The organism is Acinetobacter sp. ANC 4558, from assembly GCF_002135375.1.
Taxonomy (GTDB): domain Bacteria; phylum Pseudomonadota; class Gammaproteobacteria; order Pseudomonadales; family Moraxellaceae; genus Acinetobacter.
In genome coordinates, this window is sequence record NZ_NEGH01000016.1 from 46,352 (window position 1) to 59,954 (window position 13,603).

The 13,603-nt window shown below is 36.9% G+C and carries 9 protein-coding genes; all 9 read left to right on the forward strand.

Annotated elements, in window-relative coordinates; genetic code table 11:
* Position 1 precedes the first annotated feature (1 nt).
* Positions 2-460, forward strand: a complete 459-nt coding sequence (locus tag B9T31_RS16045) for a GNAT family N-acetyltransferase (protein ID WP_086182938.1) — start codon at positions 2-4, stop codon at positions 458-460.
* Positions 453-938 (forward strand): hypothetical protein, encoded by a 486-nt coding sequence (locus B9T31_RS16050; RefSeq protein WP_086182939.1) that lies wholly within the window; start codon positions 453-455, stop codon positions 936-938. The genes B9T31_RS16045 and B9T31_RS16050 overlap by 8 nt, the downstream gene beginning before the upstream one ends.
* Positions 926-1,363 carry a hypothetical protein gene (locus tag B9T31_RS16055; RefSeq protein ID WP_086182940.1) on the forward strand — a complete coding sequence of 146 codons (438 nt, stop codon included), beginning with the start codon at positions 926-928 and terminating at the stop codon, positions 1,361-1,363. Before B9T31_RS16050 ends, B9T31_RS16055 begins: the two co-directional genes overlap by 13 nt.
* On the forward strand, positions 1,363-3,426 hold the full coding sequence (locus B9T31_RS16060; RefSeq protein ID WP_171264785.1) for a methyl-coenzyme M reductase: 2,064 nt from the start codon (positions 1,363-1,365) through the stop codon (positions 3,424-3,426). The genes B9T31_RS16055 and B9T31_RS16060 overlap by 1 nt, the downstream gene beginning before the upstream one ends.
* Positions 3,426-6,302 (forward strand): transglycosylase, encoded by a 2,877-nt coding sequence (locus B9T31_RS16065; protein ID WP_086182941.1) that lies wholly within the window; start codon positions 3,426-3,428, stop codon positions 6,300-6,302. Before B9T31_RS16060 ends, B9T31_RS16065 begins: the two co-directional genes overlap by 1 nt.
* Before the next feature lie 198 nt (positions 6,303-6,500).
* A complete protein-coding gene (locus B9T31_RS16070) occupies positions 6,501-10,049 on the forward strand; it encodes a hypothetical protein (protein ID WP_086182942.1) in 3,549 nt (1,182 codons plus the stop codon).
* Between the two features lie 349 nt (positions 10,050-10,398).
* Positions 10,399-10,734 (forward strand): hypothetical protein, encoded by a 336-nt coding sequence (locus tag B9T31_RS16080; protein ID WP_086182943.1) that lies wholly within the window; start codon positions 10,399-10,401, stop codon positions 10,732-10,734.
* A complete protein-coding gene (gene terL / locus B9T31_RS16085; RefSeq protein WP_086182944.1) occupies positions 10,734-12,383 on the forward strand; it encodes a phage terminase large subunit in 1,650 nt (549 codons plus the stop codon). The genes B9T31_RS16080 and terL overlap by 1 nt, the downstream gene beginning before the upstream one ends.
* 9 nt (positions 12,384-12,392) lie before the next feature.
* Positions 12,393-13,603, forward strand: a 1,211-nt coding sequence (locus tag B9T31_RS16090) for a phage tail fiber protein (RefSeq protein WP_416202548.1), incomplete at its 3' end; no start/stop codon positions are given.

Below are 13,603 nucleotides of genomic sequence, written 5' to 3' on the forward strand. Positions count from 1 at the left end.
TATGCAAGTGAGAGTAGCAACGCTTGGAGATGTGCCAGCTATCATTCAGATAGCTCGGCAATTTATTTTAGAAGCTCCAAATTATTCCAATCGTGAATTAAGCGAAGAATCATTAACCAAGAACTTACAGGCAGTTATCAACGGTAGCGGTGCTGTAGTTCTTGCAGAGCGTCAAAGTAAAGTTGTTGGTGGCATTGTATGCCTAACTTCAAAAGATTGGTTTAACGATGAACTGATTGCATTTGAACAAGTCTTTTATGTTGATCCTAAATTTCGTTCTAGTCGTGCTCCATTTTTATTACTAGAAGCCTTCATTCGTTGGTCAAAGCTTATGAAAGCAAATCGCATTCAGTGCGGTACAACGACAAAAATTAATACAAAAGGTTGTTTGCGGTTATATGAGCGTTTCGGCTTCCGTGAATATGGTGTTGTATTTGATATGGAGCTAAAGCATGAATGAGATCATTACACCTGAAAATAAAGAACTCTTAACGCTGATCTTGGGTGATATTCGAAAACAGTCTTATATCAGTGCTGTGCAAAGCTTACAGCAAAATATTAAAGAACATGCAGAACTGATTGATGTGCCAGTACAACATCATTTTGCACCAGGTGTTTATATGCGTCAGATGGATGCAAAAGCAGGGACTTTAGTTGTCAGTAAAATGCATCGTACTGAGCACATGAATGTTTTATTGAAAGGTTCATTAACGATTGCAACAGAAAACGGCATTGAGTTTTTACAAGCACCTTGCGTAATTAAATCTATGCCTGGAACAAAACGAATCGGCTATTTTCATGAAGATACTTCATGGATGACAGTGCATCCCACAATTGAAACAGATTTAGAAAAAATTGAACAACAGGTCATTGTGCCTGAAGCGGAAGAAATTAAATTTTTAGAATCAATTCAGGAGATTGCACTATGTCATGGGTAGCAGTTGGCGTTGCAGCAGTGGCGGCAGTAGGTGCCGCATATCAAGGTTATACAAGTCATGAAAATAGTAAGTATCAATCTAAACAAGCGGAAGCAGATGCGAAAGCTGTAGCAGCACAAGGGCGATTAGAAGCTGAGCGCATTCGCAGAGATAAAACAAAAGCACAATCTGCAGCAAAAGCAGCTGCAGCGGAAAACGGTTTAGATATAAACGAAGGGACTGCGGTAATTATCAATGATCAGATTGAAAAAGACGGTTTATATGATGCGAATATTGCTGAAATAACTGGTCATAACAGTTCACAACGTCTCAAAGGTGAGGCGAGTGTACATCGCAAAAATGCTCAAACGGCTTTAATCGGTGGTGCAATTGGTTCAGCTAGTTCTGGTGCATCAATGTATGGATCGCTTGGAGGATGGAAGTAATGGCTAAAATTCCGATGGGTAGTTTTGGTAATGCTCTACCACAAGTTGAGCGTATCCAAATGCCACAACGTCAAGACCTTTCAGGTGCTTTAAATGGTATTGCTCAAAATGTTGGTCAAGCAGTACAGCAAAAAGATGAAGTACAACGAGAAACAGAAGCATCAGCAAAACGATTAGAGCTTTACCACAATCAATTGGCTGAGCAAGAAGCTAAGATCAAGCTTGATGAAGTACTTACACGTGATATGAGTGAGCAACTTACACTTGTTAAAAATGACGTTTCAAATGGTGAATATAATGCTCAGGAAGGTGATGAAGCTTTAAGAACTTGGTCATCTGCCAAGTATAAAGAAATAGAAAATGATCTACCATTGCATGTACGACCACAATTAAAACAGTATTGGGATGGTCATGTTAATCAACAAATGACCAGTTTATTACCCTTACAGCTTCGTGCTGATGCTCAAAAGTCGATAGCTTTAGTTGATAGAGCAACAGATATTGCGACTCGTTATGATCGTGCTCGAGGTCGTGAATATATACAACCTTATTTAGATACAGCGCAAATGTCGGAAGCAGAAAAGCTTGAACGAATAAATAAATATGAGACGACACGCGATATTTTAGAAGTAGATGATCGTATTGCTGTGGCAGTTAATGGCAAAGAAATACAAGATTTAAATACGTTAATTTCTGATCTTGATTCAGGTAAATATGCTCATTTGGATGGTTCGGTTGTACGTCAGAAAAAGAATCAAGCATTAAGCAGAATTGATGCAATCAACACTAAACTTAAAGTTGAGGAAAATAAACGGATTCAAGATGCTGGCAAAGTATTTAATGAGTTTAAATCACAAGTATTAACTGGTCGTATGCTTGAGGATGAGTATAGAAATAATATTCGTGATGCAGTTAAAGGTACTGAACATGAAGCTGAGTTTACTTTCTATGATAAACATTCAGCTAATTTTCAATCTTTTGGTCGATTATCTACGGCTGAAATGCAAAAAAGAATTAATCAAGAAAAGGCTAACAGCAAGAATAATGCTACGTCTGACGCTGTGAATGAAAAAAAAGTGCTAGGTGTGTATGAGTCGCTATACAAAGAAAAGCTAGCCAATATTAAAGCCAATCCAAACCAGGCAGTCAAAGAAGCAGGGCTAGAAGTTCACTCATTAACGGCTTTAGATTTAAAGGTTAATCCGTCTGACTTTATAAAAAATGCAATTGATAATGGCTCAAGTCAATTAGCCTTAAAAGATGCCAATTTGAAATTAATGCCAATATCTGCAGAAGAATTACCAGAGGTCAAAAAAGCTTTTGATGAAAAGAATGTAGATCAAAAACTAGAGTTTATCGGCGGATTGATTCAGCAGTCAAAAGGCATGAAAGATGGTCGTCAAATTTGGGGGGCTATTCTTAATCAACTCGGTGATGGAAATCAAAATTATGTTGCTGCAGGATTAGCAAAGCAATTAGGGTTTAAGTCTGATCATGGCCGTGAGTTATCTACATCAATTGTTAACGGTACACAGTTGCTTAAAAACAAGCAATTAATTATGCCAAAGGAAAATATTTTAAAGGCTAAATTTAATGAGTATCTAGGAAACACAATAACTGGTACAGATGCAAATGCACTGTATCAAACATTTAAAGCTGTCTATGCAGATACATTAAACGAGCGATCTATTCAGCATAAAACAACAGATGAAGATCCTAAATCGGATGTTTTGGAAACAGCATTAAGTTTTGCAACTGGTGGTGTATATACACAAAGTGGAAAGCAACGAGTCTATACAGGCGACAAGGTGAGTGACTGGAAAATATCTAAACCTTATGGATGGAAAGATGAAAAGTTTGATGCTTATCTTGACAAAGGATACCCACAGTTAGCAAAGCAAACAGGCTTAACAGTCAATGAATTAAAAGAATTTAGACTGCAGCGTTCGCCAGTAAAGACTAAAAACGGTGAACTTCAATATGACTTAATTAATGAACGTGGAAATCCTTTGGTTATTAAGGATGTGCAATGGCGTATTTTCTTACCAGGAGTATCTAAATAATGTCTACTTGGTTATCTGAAATATCAGACGAAGAACAGCAAAGTTTTAATGAGCGTCAAAATAAAGGCTTACCAAAACACGTAAGTAAGAAGAATGAACCAGGACTATTTGATGGTGTAGATACTGCAGTTTCACGCGGTGCTTTAGCTGGTATTGCAAAGGTTGGTGACACGATAAAAAAACCATTTGAACGTATTGCTGACCATCTACAATATTCTATTGATGATGTGCGTAATGGCGGTCTTGATGGTGCATTAGATGTACGAGAAAAGTCATTCTCTCAATTTCATGAGGAAAAGAATAAAGAGCGTAGAGATACACTAGTACATGTGATTGATGCATACCAAGATACTAAAAATACTGGTTTCGTTGGTAATCTACTTTTTGGCGTTTCTGACTTTGCAGCACGTGCAACAATAGGTGGTTTGGCTGGTGGTCCTATGGGTGCAATTGCTACCACTGGACTATCTGAAACGAATTACAGTTATGAAGAATTAGTACATAAAGGCGTAGATGAAAATACAGCTTTAGGCGTTTCTGCAGTCGATGGTGTCGTTGCAGGGGTAAGTGCTGGATTACCTATTTCTTATGGTTTAAAAGGTACGGGTGGCATTGCAAAGGATGCAGCTTTATCTATTGGTGGAGCGACTGGCTTATCCGTTGGTGGTCAGATAGTTAGTGGTGAAATACTTAAAGCGAATGATTATGAAAAACAAGCAAAGAAATACGAAATTACAGCCGAGTCTTTAACAACAGAAGTTGCTTTAAATGTCTTATTATTTGGTGCTGCACGTTATGCTCAAGTGCGATCCGAGAAAAAGAAAGCTGACTTACGTGTAAAAGAAAATATTGATCCAGAAGTTCATGCAGATGCAATTAATGGGGCACTAGCATTAAATGAAGCTGAGTTAGATCGTATTGCACCAGTAAAGCCAGCTAATGCAGCTCAAGAAAATAATCATCTTAAAAGCTTAGATAGTGCAATCGAGAGTATTAAAACTGGTCGTCCAGTTAATGTGATGCATTCAGTGAAAGGTGAAGAAAAACAAAGAACCGTTGATTATGAAACAATGCCCTTGCCAACAAATGCAAAAACAATCGCACGTAAAGCACAACAAGAAGGTATAAGCCCATCAGTAGCTTTGACAATTTCTCACTTAGAAACAGGTGGAAAATTCAATCATACAGCACAAAATTCAACATCATCGGCACATGGTTTATTTCAGATTGTAGATAAAACGTGGAAAGGTCAAGGCGGTGGAGATCGTAATAGTATTGATGAACAGATCAAGCAAGGCTTAAAGCATATTAAAAATGCGAATGCTTTTATGCGTAAAAGTTTAGGTCGTGAACCTGTAGCACATGAGCAATATTTAGGTCACTTACTTGGTGCAGGCGGTGCAAGCCATGTTTTAAAAGCTGATCCAAATGCAAAGTTAATAGATATTGTTCAAAAATATGATTCTAAAAATGCCAGTGCGATAGTTAATAACAACGGCATGAAAGGTTTAACAGTTGGTCAAGCGATTGATAAATGGCGTTCTAAATGGAATCTATTAAGTACTCGTTACGGAAATGACAACATTTCCACCGTGCACGCTTTAGATGGTTCTAGTTATGACGTTGCTTATGAAGTGAAATCATTGGATGAATTGATCGCTTCAAATGATACGGCATATGGGGTCAATCTAAATTATCCAGGAGAATTACAACCACGCGATCGAACACGTGAAGCTTCTCGCCAACAAATTGAAAATATTGCAAATGATTTACGTCCTGAGTGGTTAATGGAATCTCATAAACTTCAAGACGGTGCGCCTATTATTGGTATGGATAATGTTGTTGAATCGGGTAATGGTCGAACTTTAGCAATCACAAAGGCTTATGAAAGTGGGAATGGTGAAAATTATCGCAAACATATAGAAGATTATGCACGTGAAAAAGGTTGGGATATTTCAGGCATTAATAAGCCTGTTTTAGTGCGTACACGTTTAACCGATACAGATCGTGTGCAATTCACTAGATTAGCAAATGAAGCAGATGTAGCTCAATTCAGCGCAACTGAGAGAGCTAAAACAGATGTAGATCGTTTACCTGATGCATCATTACTTAAAATTAATAATGATGGATCAATGAACCTTGATGGTTCTATGGATTTTGTACGTGGCTTTGTGAATCAACTTTCACAATCAGAACGTGCAAATGTAATTACTGCAGATGGTCGTTTATCTCAAGATGGTAAAAGACGTATTGAATCAGCAATTGCACATCAAGCTTATGATGATTCTAGTCTTGTAACAAGATTGGCTGAAAATTTAGATGATCACAGTAAAACGGTTTTAAATGCTTTGCTTCGTATGGCTCCGCAATTGTCACAACTTGGTGCATTAGTTCGACAAGGTGGACGGCATCAAAATACGATTGCAAAAGATTTAGCTCAAGCAGCTCAAAAGCTGAGTGATTTAAAATCAAATGATCTAACTGTTCAGGATTATTTACATCAAGGTCAGCTCCTCGATGACGGTTTAAGTGATGGTGCAAAAGCATTTTTAAACGTATTTGATACGAATAAACGTAGTGCTAAGGCAATTTCAGACCAGATTCAAAGTGAAATAGATCGGATCGATGCGATGGGTGATCCGCGACAAGGTTCATTATTTGGTGATAGTCCAGAAGAATTAGCAGCATTAGATTTGATTATGCAAAAACCTGATCAAGAAATTTCAGTTAGTCGTATTCGTCCAGATGGTGAAATTGAAGAAATCACAATGACATTACGTGAACGATTAGATGAATTGGAAGCGGAAGCAAAACAAGCACAAGAAGATACTCTAGCGACTCAAACCGCTATTAATTGTGCTTTACAGTTTGGATGATAGGCAAAATATTACTTTGGCCATTTTTATTACCACGTTTGGCCAAACTTTTAAGAATATATAAGATTATGTTTTTATTGTATTTACTGTTTTGTAACTATTGGCAAAATATTACATATATATCTAGCTATTTTTAGATACCCAACAAACCTAAATAAAAACCATGCTCAGATAACAAAAATTATCTGAGCATTTTTTATGAAAGAACAATGTAAAGCAGCAGTTGCAAAAGCACTTGGTAAAGCTTCATTAAACCAACAAGAAGCACAAAAGATTGATCAGCGTGTAATTGATGCTAAAAAGGCATTAGCCAAAAAAGATCGTCAAGCTTGGCATAATTTATCTGAATCTGAAAAATTAATTCAGGCAAGCGAATTTGTTGCCCAGGACATTCAAGCGCAGTTAAAGCGAAAACATAAAATTGCTGCTCAAGATATTCTTACGCAGTCTAAAGGTTTTGCTGTTTTAGATGACACATCAATAAATTTAAGTGCTGCCGAAAAAGTAGATCGTATGATTGCAGCACATGGTGATATGTCAGGCATTCAATCAATTGATACTTGGGCAAAAAGTATAGCGAGTATACAACATGGTGAATTAACCAAATTCTATGCAAATATTAAAGGTGGTATGGGTATATTCACAGATAAAGATTTAGTTCAAAAAATTATTAGAGAAAGATTCGGTGTAAATACAGGTGATTCAGTTGCTAAAAGCATTTCAGATAAATTAGGTAATGTATTTGAAAACATGCGAGAACGCTTTAATCGTTCAGGTGGTGATATTGGCAAGCTAGATAATTGGGGGTTACCGCAAACACATAGCTTAGAAAAAATAATTAAGGTAGGCAAAGAAGCTTGGGTAAGTAAAGCTGAACAGCTTATTGATACAAAACAATATGTACATGAAGATGGTTCATATTATTCTCAAAAAGAAATACGAGATTTACTGGAATATTCATACGATTCGATTACCACTAATGGTGCAAATAAGACTGAAATTGGTCGTCAGTCATATGGCGGTGGTTCAAAAGTTACTAGTCGACATTCTGAAAGTCGTGTACTTCATTTTAAAGATGCTGATGCATGGATGGAATATCAATCTGAATTTGGAGGGATGCCTTTTACTGATCTGGTTGAATCTCATATTAATGGCCTGTCTAAAGACATTGCATTGGTAGAAAAATTAGGAAGTAACCCAAAAGGTGCAATGCGTATTTTAATGGATGCAGCACGGAAGAAAGATGCTGAAAAAGGTTTTGATCATGCAAAAACAAAGAAAACATTAAAACGTGCTCAAACAATGTTTGATGAAATAATGGGGGAAAATTCACCACAATCAGAAGTGCTTGCTAATTTGGGTATAGCGTATCGCTCAATGAATGTTGGTGCAATGCTTGGGGGGACAACATTATCAAGTGTTACAGATCAAGCAATGATTAAAAAAACTGCAAATATTCATGGCATTGCATGGCGTAAAGTATTTGGTGAGCAAATGTCTCAACTCAATCCAAAAAATAAAGAAGATCGTGAGTTTGCACATAGCTTAGGTTTAGCGACAGAAGAAATGCTAGGTTCTATTAATCGTTGGTCAGATGATGGGTTGACCTCAGTACATGGTAAATCTCAAAAACTGGCTAAGGCATCTAATGCAATTGCAACTCAAGTAATGCGCGTATCAGGTCTAAATGCATTAACTGCAGCATCAAAAGTTGGCTTTACCAAATTACTTATGGAGAAGTACGGACGTTTAAGCCGTGATAAATCATGGTCAGATTTAAAAGATATTGATCGTGAGATGATGTCTAAAACAGGATTGAGTGAACGTGCTTGGGAAGTAATGCGTTTAGCTGATCCAGTGGTAGATCGCAAAGGCAATCAACTAATGTCAGCACGTTCTATTTATGAAATTCCAAATGAAAAACTGCTTGCTGCAATGGATAGCGATGTCAAAGCACTAGTTGATAATATTGATGGTCAAATAAAGGAATTAGATAATCGTAATGTTTTAGATGATCAGCGAATAATAAATAAAATGCAAAAAACTGATGATATTAAACGACAGCTATCAAAACGTCTTTTAGATTATGCAAATAAAAAAGATACCAATGCTCAAACAGAAAAGCAGGCTTTACAAAATCGTATCGATTTAATTGAAGCTCAAAAAGAAGCGGTAGCAGCTCAAGCAGATATGAATGCTTATATTAAAGCTCTTGAAAATCAGGATGAATTAAAAGGGTTTATTGATGGTATTACACAAGGCAAAACAATTGACAACCTGACAGAAAAAGCAAAGAAATTAGGCCGAACGCTTGAAGAGTTAGATAACAAAGTTTTATTGAAAACCACAAAACTGAATGACAAAATTAAAACTTTTGAAAAAGATATTCAGGGAAAGTTTGTCGAGTTTAATGAGTTACTAAAAGGGAAAGTAAAACTCTCAAAAGAGAAATTGGCAAAATACGAAGATAGATTATCTGATCGACTAAATAGATATGCTTCACGTAGAGATGTTATAGCTCAAAAAGAAGTTGATACTTTAAATGATTTGAAAGAATTAATATCTGTAAAAAAAGAGCAAATCGAGACTGATTTTGAAATTCGTAAAGCAGTTGTACAAACAAGAATCAAAGGAAAAACTGATAAAAAAATAGATTCGTCAATCTCACGTAATGCAAGAAAGAATTATAAAAGTGGTGAGGACTTAGGTTATAGACTTGGTAATGCAGAGCGAAGGATAACTGAGTTGCGTGCAAAAATGCGCAATACTGATAGTACAGCAAACAAATCAATATCAGAAAAGTTCAAGGAATTAGATAAAAAAGTACGTGATATTGATGTTGAGTTTTTAGAATATCAAACGAGAGTTTCTGAAAGACAAGCTCGACGAGACCATGTGTCAAATACTCTTTTTAAAAGCATTGATGGTGAAAAAAAGCTATTAGCACAAAAAATTAAAGATGAAATTGCTTCACAGTTTCAAGCTCATTTACTGGATGAGCAAGGCATGGCAGTACTTGAAGCAGGGTTGAGGGAAAGAACATGGATGAGTGCAGGACAAAGTAAAGGTAGTGGGATGGGGGAGATTGTTAAATCTATGCTTCAATTCAAATCATTCTCTGCATCATTTCTTATGCGACATGGTAGTCGTGCAATGAGTCAGCCGACATTGCAAGGGAAAGCAAAATATGCAGCTTCTTTGATTGCTATGACAACACTATTAGGTGGTTTGGTTGTACAGCTTAAAGAATTGGCAAACGGCAACGATCCATCAACCATGTGGGATAGTGAAGACCCGAAAAAGACAGTAGACTTTTTTAAACGTGCTTTTGCAGCTGGAGGAGGTTTACCAGTTTTAGGTGATATTCTAGTTGCTGGTATGGATCCAAGTGGGCGAGATGCTGGGGATTTTGTTGCAGGGCCTTTAGGTTCTGATTTCACAACAGTACTTGCACTGACAATTGGTAACGCAACTCAAGCAGCTAATGGCATTGAAACGAATGCAGGAAATGAAGCTTTTAAATTTGTGAAAAATAAAATACCGGGACAAAACCTTTGGTACACGAAAGCAGCAACGAACCGCTTAATATTTAATGAGATACAGGATATTATTGCTCCTGGTTATCGTGAAAAATTACAAAGAAAAGCAGAGCGTCAATTTGGGCGTACGCAGTGGCTTGGTGATTTTCACTGGGGTTCAGGCTTTGAGCATGTAGATGCTCCTGATTTTGAAAAGGTAATAGAATGATGAGAATAATAGGATTTATAGCATATTGGGCTTTAGCAATAACGCAATTCTTAGGGGTTTATACTTATTTTGGTGATGTTCTAGATTGGAATGGATTTGTCGCAGTAATTATAGCATTGCTACTCGGAGGCATTCCCATTGTTGGAACAATTTTAGGAGTTATGGGGGCAACACAGGGATGGGGGTGGGAGTTAGTTCCTGCTTTATGTTTATACTTATGGCCGTTTATTGTATTTGTAATGCTCGTAATAGTATCGAATCTAACTAATCGTGATAGATACTGATTGATTCACCCAAAAAACCACAATTCCATCCCCTGTATATATAGACAATATACAGGGGATTTTTTATGACTGAAAAAACTAAGGCAGGTCACTTAAAGCCTGAAACCAAAGAGAAATTAAAACTTTGTCTTGAAATGGCTGCTACGGATACAGTCGATTTAATGACGGAAGCTTATGGACAGAACCTTTTTGAGAAAGAAGGTCGAGGGGATAAGGTTTGGCTTTATAAAGGCGCGAAAGAAGCTCTCACATGCATGGAAAAGCTCAAGCGAATTTTAAATGATGATGAGTTATCCGTGGGTGATCCTAATGATCGGAAAATCTCACCAGAAGCACAGGCAGCAGCTTTGCTTGAAAGTGTTGCTAAGAAACTAGAAGAACGTAAACAGCGACCAAGTTAATGATTAAAGTCAGCTTTGCTGCGTTCTTCTTAATCTATGCGGAAACAATGGGGTGGGATGTTCCTGATTTCCATTTAGATGTCTGTGATTTTTTAGAAGATTATGGGGCACTTGGTTTGCTTATGATGCCTCGTGGTCATGGTAAATCAACCATGCTTGATATTTATAATGCATGGAAGTTGTTTCGAAATTGCCAACACATGATATTGCATCAAGGCGCAACAGATACCGATGCTTCAAAATGTAGTCGTGGTACTCAACAAGTAATAGAAAAGCATCCACTTTGCCAAATTATGGGCGTACACAAAGCACGTGGTGAACTTCAAAAATGGTGGGTGAATGGATCGGATGATGTTCGCCATGGTTCACTACATGCACGTGGGATTTTATCAAACGTCACTGGTGCACGTGCTCATGAAATTCAAAATGATGATATTGAAATGCCAGCCAATATTGGCACACCTGAAGCACGTGAAAAATTACGTTATCGAATTTCAGAACAAACACACATTCTTATACCAGGTGGACAAAAGTTATTTGTAGGTACGCCACATACACACGATTCACTTTATACAGAAGTAAAGAAGAAAGGGGCAAAGTGCATGATTCTTAAAATGTTCGAGTTAGAAAAACGCCTTGAAAATGTAAGTGAATGCTTAAGCGATTTTGACCCTGTTTATATTTTTAGTGGTATCAGTCATTCAGCTAAATTATTAAAACGTGATGAAGATTATGCAGTCTTTAAAATAGGCAATACATTTAAAATTGTATTAAAAGAAAAACACTACTTGATCGACTTGTATGGTGAAGCTTTATGGCCAGAAAGATTTACACCTCAAGTCATGGAAGAACGCCGTAGAGAATGTCGAACTTTAAATGAGTGGGATTCTCAATATCAGATGCATGCTAAGCCTGTTGGTGATGTGCGTCTTGATCCTGACAAGATGATTCCTTACACCGATGAACCAATCTTAAAACGTGCAAATGGTCGGTTTATCATGATGCTCGGTGAACGTCAGATTGTAGGAATTACAATGAGATGGGACCCATCATCTGGAAAACTTAAATCAGATATTTCATCAGTGGCTATAGTTCTGCATGACGATTTTGGGGTGAAGTATTGGCATAGATCGGTTGCATTGACTGGTGATGTTGTGACTCATGATGCATATGGGAATATTACAGGAGGTCAAGTTTGGCAGCTATGCGACTTGATAGAACAATTTAATATTCCAAGTGTAACTATTGAGAAGAACGGTATAGGAGAGTTTGCACCTGCATCACTAAAAGGTGCGTTAAAGGCTCGTCGTATTCGTTGTGGCGTTAAAGCACTTCCTAGTGTCGGTGCTAAAAATAAGCGAATACTAGAAGCGATTGAAGGACCATTATTGTCGGGACTTTTATGGGTTCATACATCAGTAATTGATACACCAGAAGAAGGTGAAAATAGCTCAAGACAATATAAAAATATGCGAATGTTTAATCCAGCAATTACAGATCAACCCGATGATGATCTTGATTCTTTAGCAGGAGCTATTACAGATTCACCTGAGCGAGTCGGGAAAATACACAGACAAAATGAAGTTAATGAGTCGCCTAATTGGAGAACAAGCGGTGGTGTTGTTGAAGCCACTCTAGACTTTGATTAGGGGGTAAATATGGCTGTTCATGAGCAAACGCCATACATTGAATATAAAGCAAATGGAACAACTACAAATTTTGTACTTCCTTTTGCTTGTAAGGGTAAAGACCATTTAATTGTCACTGTGAATGATCTGGATACCGATGCCGAAGATTGGGGTTTTATTGATAATGAAGTGAAGTTCAAGTATCCACCATTTCAAGATTCAATTATTAAAATTTGGCGCAATACACCGATTGAAAGACGGTCAACATTTAGAACATTTGATAACTCACTTCGTCCTGAAACATTAAATATTGATTTAGATACGTTATGGCTTGTTATGCAAGAGCTTAATGTACGAAATCAAGTTTCTGATAAGCGACTACAAGAACTAATGGGCTCGCTTGTTGAAGGACAAATTAATGGTTTACCGTCAGAAATCCTTGCACGAATTTCAGGTGATGAACTCTCTAAATTATTAATATCAATAGAGCAAAATAGAGCGAATAAGGCTGAAATTTTACTACAGAATGAAAAAGCTTCTAAATTAGAACTTTCAAATGGTTTGGCTCCAAAAGCCGATAAAACTTACGTAGATCAACGTGTAATAGATGGTAAAGAATATGATCAAACATTTGATACAGAAGCTGAACTCAGAGCATATACACCAATAAAAATAGGCTTTTTGGCGAAAGCTTGGGATACACGTAAAGTTTTTCGTTATGTTGCTGGGGTGGAAAAATGGAAAGACTTAGGTCTAAGTGAAAAAGATTTAGCGAATCAGTATACGGATGAAAAGTCACAACAGCTAAGTCAAAAAATTAATGATATTCAAACTTTAGATTTTTATACAAAAGAAGCCCAGCAACATCAATGGCAGGGATTGGATGGTGTCGGTAATATTTTAATTGCAGTAGATGCTGAAGGAAACTTCCAGCAAAACTACCATTATGATTTTCATATCAAGCCTGAAAGTCCGTCATTTCAAATTGTAGATCGGAACTTAAATTTAATATTTGGAAATAGTGACTTATATTTACGAGACTTTTTCACTAAAAAAAATGAAATAGCGTTCATTACGGTTGATCAAAATTTCAACATTCTTAACTCAAATAATCAGCAAGATACTGATCTAGATTTTTCCGAATTAAATTATAGTGCATTAAATCCGAATGCCTTAAAAAACAAAGAGCCATATTTAAATTATAGCAAGTTATGTGTACAGCAAGATTTTACAGATGATCT

What these genes read in the sequence shown, in the direction of transcription:
- B9T31_RS16045 (WP_086182938.1), top strand. Translation starts at nt 2, where the DNA reads ATGCAAGTGAGAGTAGCAACGCTTGGAGATGTGCCAGCTATCATTCAG.
- B9T31_RS16050 (WP_086182939.1), top strand. Translation starts at nt 453, where the DNA reads ATGAATGAGATCATTACACCTGAAAATAAAGAACTCTTAACGCTGATC.
- B9T31_RS16055 (WP_086182940.1), top strand. Translation starts at nt 926, where the DNA reads ATGTCATGGGTAGCAGTTGGCGTTGCAGCAGTGGCGGCAGTAGGTGCC.
- B9T31_RS16060 (WP_171264785.1), top strand. Translation starts at nt 1,363, where the DNA reads ATGGCTAAAATTCCGATGGGTAGTTTTGGTAATGCTCTACCACAAGTT.
- B9T31_RS16065 (WP_086182941.1), top strand. Translation starts at nt 3,426, where the DNA reads ATGTCTACTTGGTTATCTGAAATATCAGACGAAGAACAGCAAAGTTTT.
- B9T31_RS16070 (WP_086182942.1), top strand. Translation starts at nt 6,501, where the DNA reads ATGAAAGAACAATGTAAAGCAGCAGTTGCAAAAGCACTTGGTAAAGCT.
- B9T31_RS16080 (WP_086182943.1), top strand. Translation starts at nt 10,399, where the DNA reads ATGACTGAAAAAACTAAGGCAGGTCACTTAAAGCCTGAAACCAAAGAG.
- terL (WP_086182944.1), top strand. Translation starts at nt 10,734, where the DNA reads ATGATTAAAGTCAGCTTTGCTGCGTTCTTCTTAATCTATGCGGAAACA.